Origin of the sequence: Methylobacterium fujisawaense, from assembly GCF_014138435.1 — a bacterium.
Lineage (GTDB): Bacteria > Pseudomonadota > Alphaproteobacteria > Rhizobiales > Beijerinckiaceae > Methylobacterium > Methylobacterium fujisawaense.
In genome coordinates, this window is the sequence record NZ_JACJIM010000004.1 from 285851 (window position 1) to 306643 (window position 20793).

Annotated in this window: 19 protein-coding genes; 1 reads left to right on the plus strand and 18 read right to left on the minus strand. The window is 71.9% G+C overall.

The features are described from left to right. The 4 genes from GGQ91_RS13965 to bchO all read right to left on the minus strand — a co-directional run bounded on the left by GGQ91_RS13965 (position 1) and on the right by bchO (position 3530). On the minus strand, positions 1-1272 hold the full coding sequence (locus GGQ91_RS13965; protein ID WP_182592231.1) for an NAD(P)/FAD-dependent oxidoreductase: 1272 nt from the start codon (positions 1270-1272) through the stop codon (positions 1-3). Continuing rightward, entirely contained in the window at positions 1272-1517 is a 246-nt protein-coding gene (locus GGQ91_RS13970) for a ferredoxin (RefSeq protein WP_043383119.1), read from the minus strand. The genes GGQ91_RS13965 and GGQ91_RS13970 overlap by 1 nt, the downstream gene beginning before the upstream one ends. 209 nt (positions 1518-1726) lie before the next feature. Continuing rightward, a complete protein-coding gene (locus GGQ91_RS13975) occupies positions 1727-2512 on the minus strand; it encodes a gamma-glutamyl-gamma-aminobutyrate hydrolase family protein (RefSeq protein WP_182592232.1) in 786 nt (261 codons plus the stop codon). 109 nt (positions 2513-2621) lie between these two features. Further along, positions 2622-3530: an alpha/beta fold hydrolase BchO gene (gene bchO / locus GGQ91_RS13980; protein ID WP_043383113.1), complete on the minus strand. Its 909-nt coding sequence runs from the start codon at positions 3528-3530 to the stop codon at positions 2622-2624. Between the two features lie 219 nt (positions 3531-3749). Between bchO and GGQ91_RS13985 the strand changes: the two genes are divergently transcribed. Next, complete coding sequence (locus GGQ91_RS13985; RefSeq protein WP_164706391.1) at positions 3750-3896, plus strand: hypothetical protein; 147 nt, start codon at positions 3750-3752, stop codon at positions 3894-3896. A 31-nt stretch (positions 3897-3927) separates the two neighbouring features. On the opposite strand, the gene GGQ91_RS13990 is transcribed toward GGQ91_RS13985, so the two are convergent. The 14 genes from GGQ91_RS13990 to bchB all read right to left on the minus strand — a co-directional run bounded on the left by GGQ91_RS13990 (position 3928) and on the right by bchB (position 20792). Further along, positions 3928-5598, minus strand: a complete 1671-nt coding sequence (locus GGQ91_RS13990) for a magnesium chelatase subunit D (protein ID WP_182592345.1) — start codon at positions 5596-5598, stop codon at positions 3928-3930. Between the two features lie 226 nt (positions 5599-5824). Next, positions 5825-6835: a magnesium chelatase ATPase subunit I gene (gene bchI, locus GGQ91_RS13995; protein ID WP_053608298.1), complete on the minus strand. Its 1011-nt coding sequence runs from the start codon at positions 6833-6835 to the stop codon at positions 5825-5827. Between the two features lie 135 nt (positions 6836-6970). Continuing rightward, on the minus strand, positions 6971-8188 hold the full coding sequence (gene hemA / locus GGQ91_RS14000; RefSeq protein ID WP_043383104.1) for a 5-aminolevulinate synthase: 1218 nt from the start codon (positions 8186-8188) through the stop codon (positions 6971-6973). Positions 8189-8300: 112 nt separating this feature from the next. Further along, positions 8301-9095 (minus strand): putative photosynthetic complex assembly protein PuhE, encoded by a 795-nt coding sequence (puhE, locus tag GGQ91_RS14005; RefSeq protein WP_043354267.1) that lies wholly within the window; start codon positions 9093-9095, stop codon positions 8301-8303. Between the two features lies 1 nt (position 9096). Then, a complete protein-coding gene (gene acsF, locus GGQ91_RS14010; RefSeq protein WP_043383098.1) occupies positions 9097-10185 on the minus strand; it encodes a magnesium-protoporphyrin IX monomethyl ester (oxidative) cyclase in 1089 nt (362 codons plus the stop codon). Continuing rightward, positions 10182-10478 (minus strand): hypothetical protein, encoded by a 297-nt coding sequence (locus GGQ91_RS14015; RefSeq protein ID WP_020095258.1) that lies wholly within the window; start codon positions 10476-10478, stop codon positions 10182-10184. Before GGQ91_RS14015 ends, acsF begins: the two co-directional genes overlap by 4 nt. Continuing rightward, positions 10478-10972 (minus strand): photosynthetic complex assembly protein PuhC, encoded by a 495-nt coding sequence (gene puhC, locus GGQ91_RS14020; protein WP_052083600.1) that lies wholly within the window; start codon positions 10970-10972, stop codon positions 10478-10480. Before puhC ends, GGQ91_RS14015 begins: the two co-directional genes overlap by 1 nt. 11 nt (positions 10973-10983) lie before the next feature. After that, positions 10984-11634: a photosynthetic complex putative assembly protein PuhB gene (puhB, locus tag GGQ91_RS14025; RefSeq protein WP_043757042.1), complete on the minus strand. Its 651-nt coding sequence runs from the start codon at positions 11632-11634 to the stop codon at positions 10984-10986. Continuing rightward, positions 11631-12410: a photosynthetic reaction center subunit H gene (gene puhA, locus GGQ91_RS14030; protein WP_043757045.1), complete on the minus strand. Its 780-nt coding sequence runs from the start codon at positions 12408-12410 to the stop codon at positions 11631-11633. Before puhA ends, puhB begins: the two co-directional genes overlap by 4 nt. A gap of 18 nt (positions 12411-12428) precedes the next feature. Beyond that, positions 12429-13859 carry a BCD family MFS transporter gene (locus GGQ91_RS14035; protein ID WP_043383090.1) on the minus strand — a complete coding sequence of 477 codons (1431 nt, stop codon included), beginning with the start codon at positions 13857-13859 and terminating at the stop codon, positions 12429-12431. Then, positions 13856-14608 (minus strand): magnesium protoporphyrin IX methyltransferase, encoded by a 753-nt coding sequence (gene bchM / locus GGQ91_RS14040; RefSeq protein WP_043383088.1) that lies wholly within the window; start codon positions 14606-14608, stop codon positions 13856-13858. The genes GGQ91_RS14035 and bchM overlap by 4 nt, the downstream gene beginning before the upstream one ends. A 16-nt stretch (positions 14609-14624) precedes the next feature. Continuing rightward, the gene (bchL, locus tag GGQ91_RS14045; protein WP_043346558.1) at positions 14625-15518 is read right to left on the minus strand and encodes a ferredoxin:protochlorophyllide reductase (ATP-dependent) iron-sulfur ATP-binding protein; all 894 of its coding nucleotides are present in this window, start codon (positions 15516-15518) and stop codon (positions 14625-14627) included. Next, positions 15515-19219: a magnesium chelatase subunit H gene (locus GGQ91_RS14050; protein ID WP_182592233.1), complete on the minus strand. Its 3705-nt coding sequence runs from the start codon at positions 19217-19219 to the stop codon at positions 15515-15517. Before GGQ91_RS14050 ends, bchL begins: the two co-directional genes overlap by 4 nt. Further along, positions 19194-20792 (minus strand): ferredoxin:protochlorophyllide reductase (ATP-dependent) subunit B, encoded by a 1599-nt coding sequence (bchB, locus tag GGQ91_RS14055; protein WP_043383081.1) that lies wholly within the window; start codon positions 20790-20792, stop codon positions 19194-19196. The genes GGQ91_RS14050 and bchB overlap by 26 nt, the downstream gene beginning before the upstream one ends. Position 20793 lies beyond the last annotated feature (1 nt).

Here is a 20793-nt window from a genome sequence, read left to right on the forward strand (position 1 = left end):
TTAGGGCAAGCCCGGCTCGAGGATCGTGACGGCCTTCGGCCGGTCGGTCGCGGCGCCGCGCGGCGGGAACGGGGCCCGGGCGGCGACCAGCTCGGCATGGGCCGGCAGCCAGCGGGCGGAATCCACCGAGACCGCCGCGATGCAGCGTCCTTCGCGGCCGTAGAGGGCGACGAAGCGGCCGGCGGCCGGATCGCCCTGCGTGATCGCCACGGCGTCGGCGCCCTCGGTCAGACCCGCGGATTTCACCACGAGGTCTCCTTGCGTCGACCAGAAGGTCGGCAGGGCGCCGTAGGGCACCTCGGGTCCCGCGCCGGCGAGCAGGCGGCCGGCATGGATGCCCTGCGCCACCGCGTGGCTCCAGTGCTCCAGGGCGACGCGCCGGCCCCCGTAGTGGGGATGGGGAAAGCGCGCCACGTCGCCGGCGGCGGCGATGTGCGGATCGGGCTGTCCGTCGGTGTCGAGGACATAGCCGCGCGCGTCGCAATCGACCCCGCCGCAATCCGCAGACAGGCCGGACCCTTCGAGCCAGTCGGTGTTGCGCACCGCGCCCAGGGCGATGACGGCGATGTCGGTCGCGATGCTGCCGCCGTCGACCAAGTGGGCCCGCACCAGCCGGCCGCCCTCCGCCTCCAGCCACTCGACTTCGCTGCCGCAGCGCACCGCGACCCCGTGGCCCGCGTGGATCGCGCCGATCAACCCCCCGACGGTGCTGCCGAGCACGCGGGACAGGGGCGTCGGGCCGGGCTCGACCAGGGTGACGGGAAGACCGAGCTGGCGGCACAGGCTCGCGACCTCGCAGCCGATGAAGCCCGCGCCGATCACCAGAACGTGCCTCGGGCCGGCGGCCAGGGCGCACCGCAAGGCGGCAGCATCGTCCCGCCCGCGCAGGGTGAAGACGCCGGAGAGCCGGCCCTCGTGGGGGTTCGGCCACGGCCGGGCGCGGGTGCCGGTGGCGATGAGCAGGCGATCGTACGGGAGGGCACGCCCGTCGGCGAGGTGGACCGTGCGGGCTTGCCGATCGAGGCTCACGGCCGCCGTGCCGAGCTGCCAGTCGGCCGCGAGGCCGTGGCGTCCCGGCAGCGTCGTCGCGTCGGCCGCGACGGCACCGGTCAGGACATGCTTCGACAGCGGCGGCCGGTCGTAGGGAGGATGGGGCTCGTCGCCGACGATGGTGAGCGGGCCGGAGAACCCCGCCGCGCGCAGGGACTCGGCACCGCGCAGGGCCGCGAGGCCGGCGCCCACGATCAGGGCCCGCCCGGGGGGCTGCGCCATCAGGCGCCCCGCTCCGGATCCTCGACCCGGATCGCCTGGACCGGACAGGCGACGCGCGCCCGCTCGATGTCGTCCCGGTCCTGCGCGGCGGGCGCGGGATCGTAGAACAGGGCCTCGTGCCCCTCGATGCGGAAGTGCCGCGGCGCCGCGTAGCAGCACTGGGCATAGGCCTGGCACAGGTTGAGATCGACGCTCACCCGCAGGCCGGACGGGGGACCGGAAGACGCATCGGCAGAGGGGGACATGGCGAGGCAACCGCGGGCGGGCGCTGCGGGTTCCGCGGGCCGTCGTCGCGGCCCGATTCGCCCGACCCTGGATGCCGATGCCTGGCAGCCTCTGGCGGCGTGGAGACGGCGGCCGCCCCCTTCATCAGGCCGCGCCGGTGGGGACGTACCCTGGGCCCGCCGCATCGGCGCCCCGTCAGGGGATCGCCGTCCGCGGCCGATGCCGCGCCTCAGCGCCCCCCGGCCACCCTTGCCCGGTGCCGCGTCGCCGCGGCCGTCCCGAAGGCCTCGAACAGGGCGCGGTTGAGCGGGTTGGTCGCCGGATCGTGCTCGGCGTGCCACTGGACGCCGAGGGCGAAGCCCGCCGCGTCGCGGACGCGGATCGCCTCGACCGTCTCGTCCTCGGCGACCCCCTCGATCACGATCCGTCCGCCCAGTTCGAGGATGCCCTGGCCGTGCAGGGAGTTCACCCGGATCGTCTCGCGTCCGAGGAGACGGGCGAAGGCGCCTCCGGGCGTCAGGCGGACCTCGTGACGGTCGGCGAAGATCACCTCCAGGTCCGGATGGATCTCGCCGTTCGGGAGGCGCGGCATGCGGTGGTTGAGCCGGCCCGGCAGGTCGCGGATCTCCGGGTGCAGGCTGCCCCCGAAGGCGACGTTCATCTCCTGAAAGCCGCGGCAGATGCCGAACAGCGGCACCCCGCGTGCCACGCAGGCCTCGATCAGCGGCAGAGCCACGGCGTCGCGGTCCTCGTCGTAGGGCTCGTGCGCCGCGCAGGGCTCGGTGTTGAACCGGGTCGGGTGGACGTTGGCGCGGCCGCCCGTGAGCAGGATGCCATCCACGGTATCGAGGAGGTCGCCGAGGTCGGTGATCGCCGGGGCGGCGGCGAACATCAGCGGCAGGGCTCCCGCCACCGCGGCCACCGCCCGCATGTTGTTCTCGCCGACGATCTGCGCCGGAAACCGATTGTCGATCAGGCGGGCATTGCCGATGACGCCGATCACGGGTCTCGCCATCGTCCCGGCTGCTCCTTATGCTGGCTAATTGTGCTGTCTAAGCGGCAGGCCCTTGCTGCCCGCGGCAGGCTCTACGACCCACGCAAGGCCGACGCTAGTCCCGTCCGGGTCACGGCGGCGACAGAAGGCCCGCGTCCAAAGCCTCCGCGCGCAGCACCTCGGCCACGCGCTCCGGCGCCTCCTCGTGCGCGAGGTGGCCGAGACCCCGGATCAGGCGGACGCGGGCGTCGGGCAGGCGGTCACGCAGGGCGAAGGCGGTGTCCGGCAGGATGGCCCTGTCGTCGCCGCCGACGATCAGCACGGTCCGGGTCGCGAGGCCGGGCAGCGCCCGGTGCAGGCCGGCCAGATCCCAGTTCGCCATCATCCCCAGCGCACCGCGGACATGGCCGGCCCGGGCGAAAAGCCGCCGGTAGAGATCGACGCCCTCCGGGTCGAGGCGCGAGCCGGTCCCCTCGATCAGCCGCTTGGCCGCGGCGCGGTCCGCCGTCCAGGCGAAGATCTTCGGGGTGAGCGGGTTGAGGAACAAGAGCCGCGCCATGCCGGGGAACAGCAGATTGGCCGCCCCCGGCAAGGGCGCCAGGGCGCCGTTGAAGGCCGCCAGCAGCCGCGGGGCGATGGCGCCGTCGAGGCACATCCGTGCCAGCACGGCCGCACCGGCCGAGTGGCCCGCCGCCAGGACGGGCGGCCGGCCGAGCGCCGCCACGAGGCCCGCCACGGCCCGGGCCATGCCGGGCAGGGACAGGTCGGCGTCGGGCAGGGGATCCGTGAAACCGTGACCCGGCAGGTCCGGGGCGATGACGCGGAAGTCACGGGCGTGGAGCGGCGCCAGCCCGCGCCAGGAATGCGTGGCCGCCCCCGTCCCGTGCAGGAGCAGCAGCGTCGGGGCATCCGGGGACCCGAATTCCTGGACGTGCCAGCGCAGGCCCGCCGCCTCCACGAAGCGGCTGGCCTCCCGATGGGGCCAGTCGCGACCCTCCACGGCCCAGTCCGGTCGGTCGGTCGCGACGCCGGTCAACATGCGTCCGCATCCCGCAATGCGGCATGACCGGAGAGGCCGGAGGGGCCAGAGGCGGCGGCGGTGCTATCGTTCATGGCCGGAAGTATTTCGTAGCACTGCATAATCCTATGCGGCGGCCGCATGCCACCGGTGAGAGGAAGCGGATTGCTGCGCCGCAACAACGGCGGCATATCACGGGCGAGCAAGAGCAACACGCGTCCCCGGACTTTGGAGAAGGCCATGATCCTGTTCACCTCCTCGACCCAGAACATCGCCGCCCCGGTCTCCGGCGGCTGGAGCCTCAAGGCCGTCATCCGCGAGATGCTGAACTCGTGGCTCGCCCATCACCAGCGCCTCGCCGACAGCGGCATCGGCGGCGACCTCTGAGACCCCGCCCCGGGGCTGAAGAGCGGGGCGCTCAGAGCGCCGCCCGCACCGCTGCGCTGAGCTGACCGGCCTCGGCCCGCGGCAGCTTCAGATAACGGGCGCCCATCGCGTCCGCCACCGCCCGGGCGTCCTCGCCCCGGGTCCCCGTATCGACCACCAGGGCCGCCAGCCCGGCCGCCCGCAAGGTGCGGGCCGCCTGCAGGGCCTCCGCGCCCGCCCGGGCTCGTCCCCCCTCCCCCGACCGGGCGACGTTGGCGCGCCCGTCGGTCAGCAGCACGATCGCCGGCCGGCTGCCGCCGCGGCGCACGCCCAGCGCCACCGCGACCGCGGCATCGATCCCCGCCGCGAGCGGCGTGCCGCCCCCGCCGGGCAGCCCCGAGAGCCCGCGCTTGGCCCGGGTGAGCGAGCGGGTCGGCGGCAGCACCAACTCCGCGCCGGTGCCGCGGAACGCCACCAGCGCCACCCGGTCGCGCCGGACATAGGCCTCGGCCAGCAGCAGCTCGACCGCGCCCTTGGCTTCGGCCAGCCGCTCCAGGGCGGCCGAGCCCGAAGCATCGACACAGAACACCGTGGTGGTCTCGGTCCGCTGCTTGAGGATCCGGATCCGCAGATCGTCCCGCCGCACCACGATGCGGCGCGTCTCCTCCCCCGTGCGCCGCAGGGCCTGCCAGGGCGCGGCCGTTCGCAGGGTGGCGAGCAGGTCCAGGCGTCCCCGCCGCGGATCGCCCCGCCGGCAGCCCACCGGGCGCCCGGTGCGGGCGGCCGCCGCCTGCCCCACCCGGCCGGACTTCGCGGCCGTGAGCCGCCGACCCCCCGCCAGCAACTGGTCGAGGAGGTTCGGCGGTATGGCGGCGCGCACCGCCTCCAGCACGACGTCATCGGGGGTTTCCGCGGCGGACGGATCCGTCGTCTCCGCCCTGGGCTGCTCCTGAGGCGCGTCCGCGGGGGGCGCCTCGGCGGTCTCGGGGCGCGGCTCTTCCGGTGCGGGCAGGCGCGTGGCGCGCGGCGCCAGGACGAGGCGCCCGGCCGCGACGATCTCCGCCCGGCCGATCGGCCCGTCGCCCGCGAGGGCGCGCGCGACCCGCACCGCCAGGATCGGGCCGCGCAGCGACGCGATCCCGAAGGCCTCGGCCAGGGCGCAGAGGCTCCCGACCGGATCGGGCTCCGGAGCGTCCGAGACGGGTTCCGGCTCAGCCGGGGGAGGCTCCGCGAGGCCGTTCAGGTCGATCCGGAAGGCGAGGCGATCGGCCAGCGCCTCGGCCACCGTCTCGTCCGCCTCGCCCTCGTCGAGGAGGATCAGGCCGAATCGGGTCGGCCGGTCCACGGCGGTGCCGGCATCCAGGGCGGCCGCGAGGCGGGACGCGGTGCCGGCCGGCAGGCGCTCGGCCATGGGGACGACGACGATCCCGCCATCGGCCTCCGCCAGCAGACCGGCCCGCGCGATGGGACGGCCCGCCGCCAGGGTCGCGGCGAGATCCAGGCCGCCGAGCAGGCTGTCGTCGCCGATGCCGGGCGGCAGTCGCCGCCAGGGCGTTCCGGAGGGCAACGCGGACCGCAGGGTCTCGAGCCAGCGCTCGCGCTCCGGTCCGGGAGGGGCGCGGACCACCGCGCCACCGAGCCCATGCGGGTCGGCGGCGAGGAGCCGGGCGGCGCGATGCGCGTCGGTCCAGGGATGCGACGCGCTGAAAAGCCTGTCCTGCAGAGTCGCGTCCTCGCCCTGGGCGGCCGGTTCGGCCTGCCCGGAACGCGACTTGACGCCCCCTCTCACCCGTGCGGAAGAGGGTCGGGGTGAGGGAGGAGACCTTTCCGGATCGGGCACGTCCGTCACCCTGTCCCTCTCCCGCACGGGAGAGGAGACCCGCGCGCCATCCCGACCCGGTCGGGCGCGGTCCGTCCGGTCCACGACAGGCGGACCGGCAGCGCGACCGTCACGAAAACATCTCCGCCAGCGCCCGCTCCACCCGGGCGGTGGATCCGGATTCGTCCAGCGGGTTGCGGCGTAGCCGGTGGCGCAGGGCGGCCGGGGCGATGCGGCGGAGGTGGTCGTCGGTGACGGCCCCGGCGCCATCGAGGGCCGCGAGCGCCCGGGCGGTCCGCATCAGGGTCAGCTCGCCGCGCAACCCGTCCGTGCCTAGGGTGAGACAGAGCTGCGCCGCGCGCTCCAGGGCGGCATCCGGCACGGTGACCGACGGCAGGCGCTCCCGCGCCAGCAGGAGGCGCTTTCGAATCGCGGCCTCGTCCCGGGCGCGGGCGGCGCAGAAGCCCTCCGGGTCGCGCTCGTAGGCGTCGCGGGCACGCACCACCGCGATGCGGGTCGGGATGTCCTTCGGGGTCACGACCTCGCAGGCCAGCCCGAACCGGTCGAGGAGCTGCGGGCGCAATTCGCCCTCCTCCGGGTTGCCGGATCCGACCAGCACGAACCGCGCCGGATGGCGCAGGGACAGGCCCTCGCGCTCGACGGTGTTGACGCCGGAGGCCGCCACGTCGAGCAGCAGGTCGACGAGGTGGTCCTCGAGCAGATTCACCTCGTCGATGTACAGGAAGCCGCGATTGGCCCGGGCGAGCAGACCCGGCTCGAAGGCCTTCACGCCTGCGCCGAGCGCCCGCTCCAGATCGAGGGTGCCGACCACGCGGTCCTCGGTGGCGCCGAGCGGCAGGTCCACCACCGGCACCGGTGTCTTGTGACTCTTTCGCGGGCCGCCTTCCGCGCAATGCGGGCAGGATGCGGCCGGGCTGTCGGGGTCGCAATTGTAGGGGCAGCCGGCCACCGCCCGCATCGGCGGCAGCAGGGCGGCCAGCGCCCGGATCGCCGTGGACTTGCCGGTGCCGCGGTCGCCGAAGACCAGCACGCCGCCGACGGACGGGTCCACCGCCGCGATCAGCAGCGCCTGGCGCATCTCGTCCTGGCCGACGATGGCCGAGAAGGGGAAGGTGGGCACGGGGTTCTGGCTCTGGCTCCTCTCCTCCCCGCGTGGGGAGGAGCCGGAGATGGGGGGGTGCAGGATGGGTCGAGGCGGTGCCGTCTGCACCACCCCCACCCCTACCCCTCTCCGCAAGGGGGAGGGAAGAGCGCCTTACTCCGCCGCCTTCTGCCGAAGCCCGATCCGCCCCCAGATCGTGGTCAGGGCCTCGACGAGACGGGCGATGTCGGCATCCGTGTGCAGCGGCGACGGGGTGATCCGCAGGCGTTCGGTGCCGCGGGCCACCGTCGGGTAGTTGATCGGCTGCACGTAGATGCCGAACTCGTCGAGCAGGGTGTCGGAGATCCCCTTGCACAGCACCGGGTCGCAGACCATCACCGGCACGATGTGGCTGTCGTTGGGCATGGTCGGGATGTCGGCGGCCTCCAGCGCCTGACGGACCTTCGCCACGCGCTCCTGATGCCGGGCGCGCTCTTCGCCGCTCGTCTTCAGGTGGCGGATGCTCGCCGCCGCGCCCGCCGCCACCGCGGGTGGCAGGGAGGTGGTGAAGATGAAGCCCGACGCGAAGCTGCGCACGAAGTCGCAGAGCTTCTCCGAGGCCGTGATGTAGCCGCCGTGCACGGCGAACGCCTTGCCCAGCGTCCCCTCGATCACGTCGAGCCGGTGGGCGACGCCGTCCCGCTCCGAGATGCCGCCGCCGCGGGCGCCGTAGAGGCCGACCGCGTGGACCTCGTCCAGGTAGGTGAGTGCCCCGTGGGCCTCGGCCACGTCGCAGATCTCTCCAATGGGGGCGATGTCGCCGTCCATCGAGTACACCGATTCGAACGCCACCAGCTTCGGTCGGGCCGGATCGACCAGGGCGAGCTTGCGGTTCAGGTCCTCCGGGTCGTTATGACGAAAAATGTGTCGCTCGGCGCGGGAGAACCGGATGCCCTCGATCATCGAGGCGTGGTTCTCGGAATCGGAGAAGACCGCGCAGTTCGGCAGGCGTGAGGCCAGGGTCCCGAGCGCCGCCCAGTTCGACACGTAGCCGGAGGTGAACAGCAGGGCCGCCTCTTTGCCGTGGAGGTCGGCGAGCTCGCGCTCCAGGAGCACGTGGTAGTGGTTGGTGCCCGAGATGTTGCGGGTGCCGCCGGCGCCGGCGCCGCAGCGGTCGATCGCCTCGTGCATCGCGCCGGTCACGGCCGGGTGCTGGCCCATGCCGAGATAGTCGTTGGAGCACCACACCGTCACGGGACGCGTGCCGCCGGCATGGTGGTGCGTGGCGTGCGGGAAGTTGCCCGCGTGGCGTTCGAGGTCGGTGAAGACCCGGTAGCGCCCCTCCCGGTGGAGCCCGGCGATCTCAGCCCCGAAGAAGGTCTCGTAGTCCATGTCGCCTCTCCCCGAACAAATCCTGCGGGTTGATCCCGCCTGTGACACCGGACTTCGCACAAGACCAGTTCCAGATTGGTGGACGTGCGTCGCCCGTTCGTGATCCCTCGGCCTACACGTGATCCGGCGGTCCGGCCGCTTCCCCGGGTGCCCGGGCCGGCAGGCTCCAGCGCCACAGCTCCGCCGAGGGCAGCGGCAGCATCAGGAACCAGTGCTCCAGCGTGGCGAGCGCCGTGAGCGTCGCCAGGACCGTGAGGCCGATCAGCTCGTGCTCCAGCAGGTCCGGCCCCAGCGCCGCGCGTCCGAGCAGCGCCGCCGCGATGGTCCCGAGGCTCACGGAGACCGGGAACAGCAGGTTCATCGGCTTCCGGGACAGGTAGCAGGCGAGGTAGCCGAGATGGTCCGGGAGGAACTCGGCGTGGAGGTTGCGCACCCCCAGGAACAGGTTGAGCCGCGCCGAGAGGTTCATCACCACCAGGGTACCGTAGGTCCACAGGGCGAAGCGGTTGGGGCTGCCCCAGACCAGGGCCAGGATCGCCAGACCCCCGATCACGATGGCGAATTCGTGCCACAGGCTGGTGGCGAGCGCCGCGAGGAAGCGGTCGAACCCCCGCACCCCCGGCGCGCAGGCGGCCGGCTTGGGGCCGGACAGGAAGCCCATGTAGTAGCTCATCTCCTGCCAGCCCCAGACGACGAGCGCCGCCGTGAAGGCCGTGTAGGCCCCCGTGGCACTCGTGTCCGCGGCGCTGGACCGGATCGCCAACAGGGCGCCCGCGAGCAGCAGCGTCGCCCCGGCCATGCTCCACGCATGCGTCCGCCGCGGGGCGTGGTCGAGCAGCAGGATCAGCCCGGTGGAGAACCACCAGAGCAGGACCGCGTAGACCACCGGGGCGGCGTAGGTCCCCATGCTACCAGACCGGCTGGAGGCGGATGTCGGCCGGCAGGGCGTTGGCCTTGACGGGGAGGAGATAGAGCCGGGCGAAGGTCGTGGCCGCCCGCAGCACCTGCACGCCGTGCTGCACCGTGCCGACGACGCCGCCCCGCGCCTTGGCGTCGGCGATCGCCCGCGAGCAGGCAAGCAGCCGGTCGAGCCCCGCCTTGAACTTCGGGTTGTCGAGATCGAGTTCCAGCGGGAAGGTCTGCCGGGAGATCTCCGAGGTGATCCGGAAGACCTTGAAGTCGTAGTCGGTGGGATCGACCCCGAGCGCCTTGTGGAAGGCCGGCCGGTGATGGTCGCGCACGTACATCGTGGCGAAGACCGCAAGCAGGAAGAACCGGATCCAGTAGCGGTTCACGCCGCTCGTCAGCTTCGGGTTCGCGCGCATCAGGAGCGCGAAGGCCTCCCCGTGGCGGAACTCGTCGTTGCACCAGAGTTCGAACCACTTGAAGATCGGATGGATGCGCCGCTCCGGGTGCCGCTCCAGCTCGCGGAAGATCGTGATGTAGCGGGCGTAGCCGATCTTCTCCGAGAGGTAGGTGGCGTAGAAGATGAATTTCGGTCGAAAGAACGTGTACTTCTTGGATTTGGTGAGAAACCCCAAATCCACACCGATGCCGAAATCCTTGAGCGTATCGTTGATGAACCCAGCGTGACGCGCCTCGTCCCGGCTCATGAAGCCGAACAATTCCTTGATATCTTTATTCTTCGCCCGCTTCCTCATCTCGGCATAGAGGACGCAGCCGGAAAACTCCGCCGTGATGGAGGAAACCAAAAAGTCCAAAAACTCCTTCCGCAATTCGGGCTCCATCTGCGACAGGTCGCAGTCGAACTCCTCGTTGCGGGTGAAGTGGCGCTTGTTCGGGTCGGCGCGCAGCTCGGCAATGAGCAGATCCCAGTCGCGGCGCACGGGCTCGACATCGGTGCGATCGAGCTCGTCGAAATCCGTCGTGTAGAAGCGCGGGCTGAGGAACGTCGTCTCCTGGGCGGCCCGCGTCGATTCGTTGACCGGGACCTTGGGGACAGGCTGGCCGGAGGGCGGCGGGACAGATGCGTTCACAGCTTCCTCCTCTCGGAAAAGCTGACCTCGTAGAGTTCGGTCAGCTCGAGATGGGCGATGAGTTTGGTCCAGGCCCGCTCCAGCGCCCCGGCCCGGGTGACCGTGGCGGTGCGGCGCACGGTCAGCCGCTCGCCGTAGGGCACCGAGGTCGGCGCGTCGTGGACCTGGACCTCGTCGCCGGGTTCGATCTCGAAGCCGGCATCGAGGGTCACGTGGGCGTGCAGGCTCTCGGGGGTCTGCTCGATCTCCACCGTGCAGGGTACGGTGACGGTGCGGCTGCCGAACAGGCCCATCACCGCGTCTCCGTGGCGGGTACGCCCGGCGCGGGCATCAGCCGGGCGAAGGCGCCGGCATTGGTCGGCCCGAAGGCCTCGAGCGGCACCCGGCGGCCGGTCGCCTCGTCGGCGAGCGCGAGCCGGCCGTCCTCGTAGCGGGTCAGGCTGAACGGTTGCTCGGGCCCCAGGCCTTCCCGTTGGCGGGCCTGGGCGAGGCCCCGCAGGGTCCCGCGCAGGAAGCCGTCCTCGCCGGGGCGGATCCAGGCGACGATGTGCCGGTCGGCGATGTCCCGCAGGGCGATCGAGCCGTCGACCTGATCCTCGGCGCGGAATTCGAGCCGCGCCACCGCTTTGGCGGGCGGCAGTGCGACGAGGCCGACCTGCTCGCTCCGGCCGATCAGGACCGCCAGCATGGTGAAGCCCATGAGTGCGCCCGCACCGACCATCAGCAGCGCCGGTGCCGGTCCCGCCGGCCCCATCGCCCGGCCGGCGCCCTCCGCCCGCTCGCCCATCGTGCCCCTCCCTATTCGGCCGCGACGAGGCGACCGGAATTTTCGTCCGCGCGCTCGAGCTGCGCCACCCGAACCGGCGGCGCGGTGCCGTCGGCATGGGCCGCGAGGGCCCGTGCCAGCAGCGCCGCCGCGGCGTCGGCCTCCGGTACGGACCGCATCATGGGCTCGGTCCGGGCGAGACGCCAGGGCCGGACATGCGGCCAGATGTGAAGGTAGGCGATGCGGATGCCCGGCCGCAACTGCAGAGGGAGATCGCCGCTGCCATCCGTGAAGGCGCGCAGGGCCGCAGTCTCGATCTGCGCGAAGGGCAGGTTGTGGGTCACCGGCAGGGCGATGCCGGCCTGCAGCACGACACGACGGTTGGTCACCGTGTAGAGCGTCGTCCGATGGGTGAGCCATGCGAGCAGCCAGAGCAGCGCGACGGCGCCCGCGCCGATCACCAGGGTCGGTCCCACCACCTTCAGGGCCGAGGCGGGCGAACCGGCCGCCAGGCCGAAGGCCAGGGCGCAGACCGCAAACCACGCAATCACCAGACGGGCGTGGAACACCCGGACCAACAGGCCCAAGGTGGTCGGCCTGCTCTGCCACAGGATGCGCTCGCCCGCCGGCAGAGGACCGGGCAGGCCCCGCGGGGTGCCCTCGGGGAGGAAGTCGCCGCTCATATCAGGGGCTCCGCCCGGGCCGGCGTCGCGTAGAGCGTGCCGGCGCCGAAATACGAGACGATCCGCTCCTCCTCCAGGAAGGTCACGCTGTCGGGATCGCGGGTGGTCGGGATGTCGGCGAACTGGCTGGCGAGCAGCGCCTCGGTCGTCACCGTCTTGGTGAAGCCGCCGGCCCGGCAGAAGGTGGTCGGCATCAGCCGGCGGCCGCCCGCCGGGAGTTCCACCTCATAGTAGCGGATCAGCGACTCGCCGCGGTCGACCCAGACGTCGCTGATCACGCCCGCCACGGCGTTGTCGGTGCCGAACACCGTCATGCCGATCGGGTTCGGGCCGCTTTCGTGGATGACGAAGTTCTTCGCCACCCGCAGGGGAACGATGCGGATCTCCTCGTCCCAGGTCCGGTCGTGGACGTCGTGTCGCAGCACCCAGGAGCCGGGGCCGACGCCGGCCTGGAGCGACGTGTCGGTGCGCTCGTAGGGAGCGCCGGGCCAGGGCTCGACCTTGCGGGCCGGGATGCCGGTCTCGATGTCGTCCCGGCCGTGCACCGCCTGTGGTGCGTAGGTGGTCTCGCCGCCGGGGAGATGGAAGGCCTTGGACCGGGGGATCAGGATCGGATCGTCCGCCTTGCGGCGGCCGACGGCCTCGTTCTCCAGCGGGTAGCCCTCCCGCCGGTCCTCGCGGCGCAGCCAGAAGACCAGCCCGGCGAAGAAGATGAAGAACGCGTAGAGCACGACCTGGGCGACGTCGACATAACCCGTAAGTGCGCCGGTTGGCATGGCTGTCCTCCCCGAATGTCAGGCCGTCCGGCCGGCAAGGCCGTTGGCGATGCGGTCTCGATCCTCTGTCCGTGCGTCCTCGCGCACCAGCGGCCCCAGCGCGAGGAGCGCCGCGAACAGCAGGGCGATCTCGATGTGGTAGACGATGAGGTAGCCGATCGCGGGCTCGTTCATGCCCTCGCCGAGCACCCCCGACTGGGCGATGGCGCCGCCCACGTCGCGCACGAGGCCGCTCGCCGCGATCGACAGGCCCGCGGCGGTCGCCTGCACGGCGCCCCAGGCGCCGAGCGCCAGCCCCGTATCCTCGGGGCCGGCGCGGTTCATCGAGGCGGTGAGCGTGCCGTGGGCGAAGAGGCCGCCGCCGAGCCCGATCAGGCTGACGCCGGCGGCGAACAGGTCGGCCGAGGCCAGCGGCGCGGCGAAGACCACCGCCGAGAAGGCGAGGATGCCGATGCCGACGCCGACCGCCGACACCCGGAACGGATCGCCCCCGCGGCCGAGCCAGCGCGCCGCAACCAGCAGGCCCAGCCCGCCGCCCGCGGCGAGCAGCGCCGTGAGGGCCGTGGTCGCGCCCACGGAAAGGTGCAGGATCTGGCCGCCATAGGGCTCCAGCAGGATGTCCTGCATGGAGAAGCCCGCCGTGCCGAGGCCGATCGCCACGAGGCGACGGCGGGCGGTGCCCTCGCCCGCATAGGCCCGCCAGGACGACCGGAAGTCGCGCTGCGGCGCCGTCTGCGTCCGGTTGGGATCGCGCGGCTCCTGCTTCCAGAGGGCGAACCCGTTGAGGATGATGGTGACCAGGGCGGCGCCCTGGATCACCTGGATCAGGCGCACCGGCGAGAAATGGGCGAGGAACAGGCCGAACAGCAGGGCGCTCGCCATCATGCCGAACAGCAGGGCCGCGCAGAGCAGCGCCACCACCTTCGGCCTTGCATGCGCGGGGGCGAGGTCGGTGGCGAGCGCCAGCCCGACGGTCTGGGTCGTGTGCAGACCGGCACCGACCAGCAGGAAGGCCAGAGCCGCCGCAAGGTTGCCGACCCAGAGCGGCCCGGTGGTGTCGCCCGACAGGATCAACAGGGCGAACGGCATGATCGCGAGGCCGCCGAACTGAAGCAGCGTGCCGAACCAGATGTAGGGCACCCGCCGCCAGCCCAGCAGCGAGCGATGCGTGTCCGAGCGGAAGCCGACCAGCGCCCGCAGGGGCGCAAAGATCAGCGGCAGCGCCAGCATCACCGCGACGATCCAGGCCGGCACCCCCAGTTCGACGATCATCACCCGGTTCAGGGTGCCGATCAGCAGCACCGCCGCCATGCCGACGGTGACCTGGAACAGGGCGAGCCGAAGCAGGCGCCCGAGGGGCAGCTCGACGGTTGCGGCATCCGCGAAGGGGAGGATCGCCGGGCCGAGGCGCATCAGCGCGCGGGTGAGTTTCTGGGATGCGGCGTTCATGTCCGCACCCCCGGCGACGCCGCCCCCGATCCCGCAGAGGCGGACGGGCGCGCGCGCGTCAGCGCCACCGCGTTCGACAGGTAGAATCCGCTGTTGATCCGGTGGCTCCGCGCCCAGGTGAAGGCGTCGAGCGCTGTTTCAGAGGTCATCCGACGGCGCAGGCCGCCCTCGGTCACCGGCACGATCGCGGGCGAACGGTCGCTGCGGGGAAAGAACTTGCCCGCCGCGTGCATCACAGTCAGCAGGGCCGTGCGCGGCGCCACGGTGAACAGCACCGAGCCGTCGGTGCGCGCACCCAGCGCCGCCAGCGCCCGGGCGATGTCGGCAGCCCGGTAGTGAATCAGCGAATCCATCGCCACCACGTGGTCGAAGCGGCCGAGACCCGGATCGAGCATGTCGCCGACCCGGAATTCGATGCGGCCCGCCCCGGCGATCGCCGGCAGCCGCTCCTGCGCCAGCCCGATCAGCGTCGGCGAGACGTCGATCGCCACCACCTCCGCCCCGCGGTGCGCCGCCTCGACGCTGAGCGCCCCGGTGCCGCAGCCGGCATCGAGCAGGCGCAGGCCGGTCATGTCGGCGGGCAGCCAGGAGAGGAGCGTCGCCCGCATGGCGTCGCGGCCTGCCCGCACCGTGGCGCGGATGCGGCTCACCGGCGCGTCCGAGGTCAGGCGCGACCACGCCTCGACCGCGGTGCGGTCGAAGTAGGTGGTCAACTCGCCCCGGCGGGCGTCGTAGCTGGCGCTGGCCATCGGTCGGACCCCAAACTCAATCGAAACCGAGGAACTCGAACAGGTCGCGATCCTTCATCGGGACCGCCTCGCAGGGCGGGGCGCCCGACCACAGCGTCTCGGCGAGCCGCATGTACTCCGCGGTCACGGCGTCGAGCTCCGGGGACGAGTCCATCTCGAACAGGGTCGACTTCTTGAGCCGCGAGCGGCGGACCACGTCGAGGTCGGGGAAATGAGCCAGGCGCTTCAGGCCGACCGCGTCGTTGAACCGGTCGATCTCGTCGGTCTTGGCCGAGCGGTTGGCGATGACGCCACCCAGGCGCACGGGGTAGTTCTTCGACTTGGCGTGGATCGCCGCCACGATCCGGTTCATGGCGAAGATCGAGTCGAAATCGTTGGCGGTGACGATCAGCGCCTGGTCGGCGTGTTGGAGCGGCGAGGCGAAGCCGCCGCAGACCACGTCGCCCAGCACGTCGAACACCACGACGTCGGTGTCTTCCAGGAGATGGTGCTCCTTGAGGAGCTTCACCGTTTGGCCGACCACGTAGCCGCCGCAGCCGGTGCCGGCGGGCGGGCCGCCGGCCTCGACGCACATGACGCCGTTATAGCCCTCGACCACGAAGTCCTCGACGCGCAGCTCCTCCGAATGGAAGTTCACTGCCTCCAGGGCGTCGATCACCGTGGGGGCGAGGCGCTTGGTCAGGGTGAAGGTCGAGTCGTGCTTCGGGTCGCAGCCGATCTGGAGCACGCGCTTGCCGAGCTTGGAGAAGGCCACCGACAGGTTCGACGAGGTGGTCGACTTGCCGATGCCGCCCTTGCCGTAGACCGCGAACACCTTGGCGGTCTCGATCTTCAGGTCCGGGTCCAGAGCGACCTGGACGCTGCCTTCTTCCTTCCGGGCGACGACCGGATTGCGGATGGCGATGTTCATGCGGCGACTCCTGTGGTGACGCCTTCGAGACGATCCTCCAGCTCCTCCTCGGCCCGGTCGAGGGCGTCGCGCATCTCTGCGTTGGGAGTCCAGAAACCGCGGCGGTGGGCCTCGATCAGTCGTTGGGCGACCTTGGCGGAGGCGGTGGGGTTGAGGGCCGCCATGCGCTCGCGCATGGCGGGGTCGAGGACGTAGGTCTCGGTGATCCGCTCGTAGATCCAGGGCTGGACCGCGTTGGCGGTGGCCGACCAGCCCACCGTGTTGGTCAGGTGGGTCTCGATCTGGCGGACGCCTTCGTAGCCGTGGCCGAGCAGGCCCTCGTACCATTTCGGGTTGAGCATGCGGGTGCGCGTCTCCAGCGCCACCTGCTCCTCGAGGGAGCGCACGCGCCCCTCCCCGCGGGTCTGGTCGCTGATGTAGATCGGCACCGCCTCGCCCTTGGCGCGGGCCACCGCCCGGCCCATGCCGCCGAGGCCGTCGAAGTAGTGGTCGACGGAGGTGACGCCGACCTCGACCGAGTCGAGGTTCTGGTAGGCCATGTCGACGGAGGCCAGCACCGCCTGCATCAGGGCGCGTTGCGGCGCCGGGCGGCCTGTGCGGCCATAGGCGAAGCTCTTGCGGCGCGAGAAGGTCTCGCACAGCTCGGCGTCGTCGTCCCAGCTCCCCGAATCGACAAGGTGGTTGACGTTCGCGCCGTAGGCCCCCTCGGCGTTCGAGAAGACCCGCAGGGCCGCCGTCTCCAGGTCGCAGCCCTGCTCGGCCTGGATCGCCAGGGCGTGCTTGCGGACGAAGTTTTGCTCCAGCGGCTCGTCCGCGGTGGCGGCGAGGTACGAAGCCTCCGCCAGGAGCTTCGTCTGGAGCGGCAGGAGATCGCGGAAGATGCCCGAGAGGGTGACCACCGCGTCGATGCGCGGGCGGCCAAGGGTCTCCAGTGGGATCAGCTCGGCGCCGCTCAGGCGGCCGTAGCCGTCGAAGCGGGGCGCGGCGCCGATCAGCGCCAGCGCCTGGGCGATCGGGCCGCCCTCGCTCTTGAGGTTGTCGGTGCCCCACAGGACCAGGGCAACGCTCTCCGGGCAGGGCTTTCCGTCGGCCGCGAAGCGTTCGAGGATGCGGGCCACCTGCCGGGCACCGTCCGCGACCGCGAAGGCGGAAGGCAGGCGGTAGGGGTCGAAGCCGTGGAGGTTGCGGCCCGTTGGCAGGATCGCAGGGTTGCGCAGCAGGTCGCCGCCCGCCACCGGCGGAACGAAGCGGCCGTCGAGGGCCCGCAGCAGCGCCGGCACCTCGTGGTCCCGGGCGAGCAGCCGGTCGGTCTCGGCCAGACTCGCGAAGGCGGCGCGGCTGGTCTCGTCGGCGGACAGGCCGGAGGCCGTCAGCGCTGCCTCGACGCCGTGCCCGGCCACCAGGGCCTCGATCCCGGCCCGCTCCGGACTCACGCCGTGCGCCGACTCGGCGAGCGCCAGGAGCAGGTCGACCCGCTCGACCTCCGGCGTCCCCGCTCCGACCACGTGCAGCCCGTGCGGGATCAGGGTCTGCTCCAACTCCTGCACGGCGGACCAGAGGGCGCCGACCCGGGCGCCGAGATCGCCGGTCCAGGCCGGCTCGGCGGCCACGAGATCGAGGGCCGCGCCCTGGTCCTGGATCATCCGGGCGAGACTCTCCCGCTCCGTCCCGGCTTCGAGGTCGAGGCCGCGCCAGCGCTCCATCGAACTCTTCAGGTCGATCAGCCCGCGGTAGAGCCCGGCCGCCGCGAGGCTCGGGGTCAGGTAGCTCACCAGCGTCGCGGCCGAGCGGCGCTTCGCGAGCGTCCCCTCCGACGGGTTGTTGGCGGCGTAGAGGTAGACGTTCGGCAGCGCCCCGATCAGCCGCTCCGGCCAGCAGGCCTCGGACAGGCCGGTCTGCTTGCCGGGCATGAATTCGAGCGCCCCGTGGGTGCCGAAATGCAGCACGGCGTCGGCGGAGAAATCCTCCCGCAGGTAGCGGTAGAAGGCCGAGAAGGCGTGGGTCGGCGCGAAGCCGCGCTCGAACAGCAGCCGCATCGGGTCGCCCTCGTAGCCGAAGGCAGGCTGGACTCCGACGAAGACGTTGCCGAACTGCGCTCCGAGCACGAAGATCTCGGCGCCGTTGGTCTGATGGCGGCCCGGCGCCGGGCCCCACTGGGTCTCGATCTCGGCGAGGTAAGTCTCGCGCCGCAGGTGATCCTCGGCCGGAATGCGGGCGTGGACATTGGCCTGGGTGCCGTAGCGCTTGGCGTTGCCCTCAAGGATCGCTGCGCGCAGGGCATCGACGCTTTCAGGGACGTCGACTTTGTAGCCGTCGGCCGCCAGGCCCTTCAGGGTGTTGAGGAGCGAGGCGTAGACCGACAGGAACGCCGCCGTGCCGGTGGCGCCGGCATTCGGCGGAAAATTGAACAGCACCACGGCGAGTCGGCGCTCGGCTTTCTCGGTCCGGCGCAGGGACACCAGCCGTTCGACCCGCTCGGCGAGACGCGCGGCCCGCTCGGGATGGACCCGCATGTCGCGGGAATTGTCGCTGCCCGACGCGGCGGAGCGGCCCCCGAAAACCATCGGGGCGGTGGCGCCGTCGAGTTCGGGGATCGCGACCATCATGGTCGCCTCGACCGGCGACAGGCCGCGCTCACCCGCCTCCCACTGCTCCAGCGTCTGGAACTCCAGCGCCTGGGCGGCGAGGTAGGGCACGTCGAGTCGGGCCAGCATTGCTTCGGCGGAAGCGGCATCGTTGTAAGCGGGGCCGCCGACCAGGGAGAAGCCGGTGAGGGACACGAGGGCGTCGATGCAGGCGCGCCCGTCCCGCATGAAGAACGAATCCACGGCTGGGCGGTTGTCGAGACCGCTGGCGAAGGCCGGCACCACGTCGAGGCCCTTGGCCTCCAGGGCCGCGATGACGCCGTCGTAGTGGGCGGTGTTGCCGGCGAGCACGTAGCTGCGCATCATCAGGAGGCCGACGCGGCCCGTCGCGTCCGCCCGGCGCGGCAGCCGAGACGGGTCCGCGCCGATTCGGCCGGGCAGGCGCGGGTGGTAGAGGCCGGTCTCGGGGTAGTCGAGGGGCGCGGGTGCCGCCGGCCCGTCGCGCCAGGCCGCCCGCTCGCCCGCCGCGTAGCGGTGCACGAGGAAACGCACCAGGGCTGCGACGTTCTCGTCGGAGCCCGCCAGCCAGTATTGCAGGGTGAGGAAGTAGGCGCGCACGTCCTGGGCCGAGCCCGGGATGAAGCGCAGGATCTTCGGCAGCTTGCGCACCAGGGCCATCTGCCGGCCGGCATTGCCCTGCTGGCCGGGCTTGCCGCGCAGCTTCTTCAGGAAGTCGAGGGCGCTGCGCTTGGTGCCGCTCATGTCGAAGCGGCCGAGCCGCGTCGTCTTCACCACGTCGCCCGCCGACATGCAGCCAATCATCGCGTCGCAGGCCTCGCGCCGGGCCGCGAGCGCCGGCAGGATCGCCCGGACATGCTCGTCCATGAACAGCATGGCCGAGAGCACGATGTCGGCCTGCGCGATGTCGGCCCGGCAGGCCTCCAGCGTCGCAGGATCGGTCTCCCACTCGGCTGCCGCGTGGAAGCCCAGCACCAGCCCCGGCATATCGGACCGGAGGCGCAGGCGCGCCCGTTCCACCGCGCTCGCCAAATGATTGTCGAGCGTGACGATGACGACGCGGATCGGCGGCCTAGCGGCCGTAATGCGCTTTGGCATCGTAGAGGGTCTCGATCGTGATGAGCGGCAGGTGCCGCTCCCGGGCGAAGGTCTCGGTGTTGCTGCGGGCCTTGCCGCGCACGAAGAACGGGATCTTTCTCAGTTCCTTCTCGGCTTCCGGCGACCATGCGGTCGCGACCGGCCTGTCCAGCAGGATCGGAACGGGCGCCGACGTCGGAGGGGTGTCGGCCGGCGCCCGTTCTCCGGCCTCGAGCGCCCCGTCCGCCGGAGTCCCGAAGGACTTGCCGCCGAGATGCGAGGGGCCGACGCCGTCGTGGAATTCGGGATCCTCCCGGAACATGCCGAGGAGGTGCTCTTCGAGGCCCATCATCAGCGGATGGACCAGGGTGTCGAACAGGACGTTGGCGCCCTCGAACCCCATCTGCGGCGCGTAGCGGGCCGGGAAGTCCTGGACGTGGACCGGCGCCGAGATCACCGCGCAGGGGATGCCGAGCCGCTTGGCGACGTGGCGCTCCATCTGGGTGCCGAGCACCAGTTCCGGTGCCGCCGCGCGGATCGCCGCCTCGACGTCGAGGTAGTCGTCGGTGATCAGCGCCTCGATCCCGTGCTCGGCCGCTTCGGCGCGGACCTCGCGGGCGAATTCGCGGCTGTAGGTCCCGAGACCGACCACCGTGAAGCCGAGTTCGCGCGCCGCGACCCGGGCGATGCCAATGGCATGCGTCGCGTCCCCGAACACGAAGACGCGCTTGGCCGTCAGGTAGGTCGAATCGACCGACCGCGAGTACCAGGGCAGGCGCGAGCCCGGGCCGTCGAGCACGGGTGCCGGATCGATTCCCGCGATCTCCGCCACCTCGGCGACGAACCGGCGGGTGCCGCCGACGCCGATCGGCAGTGTCTGCGTGAATGGCTGACCGAAGCTCTTCTTCAGGTACTCCGCGGCCGACCGGGCGGTTTCGGGGTAGAGCACGACGTTGAAATCGGCGTCCCCGAGGCGGCCGAGGTCGGCCGGAGAGGCTCCCAGCGGCGCGACAATGTTGACGGCGATCCCGAGGGAGTCGAGCAGACGTCGGATCTCGATCAGATCGTCCCGGTGGCGGAAGCCCAAAGCCGTCGGCCCGAGGATGTTGCAGAGCGGCCGCCGACCGGGCTCGCGCGCCGGACGCGGGGCCGGCGGACCGGCGAGCGCCCGGACGAGGCGATAGAAGGTCTCTGAGGCGCCCCAGTTCTCCTTCTTCTGGTAGGCGGGCAGCTCCAGCGGGATCACCGGGATCGGCAGGTTGAGGGCCTTGGCGAGGCCACCCGGATCGTCCTGGATCAGCTCGGCGGTGCAGGAGGCGCCGACGATCATCGCCTGGGGTTGGAAGCGTGCGTGCGCGGCGGCGACCGCCTCCTTGAACAGCTCGGCGGTGTCGCGGCCGAGATCCTGCGCGCGGAAGGTGGTGTAGGTGACGGGCGGGCGGGCGTCCCGCCGCTCGATCATCGTGAACAGCAGGTCCGCGTAGGTGTCGCCCTGCGGCGCGTGAAGCACGTAGTGCAGGCCGGACATCGCCGTTGCGACGCGCATGGCGCCGATATGCGGGGGACCCTCGTAGGTCCAGAGGGTGAGCTGCATG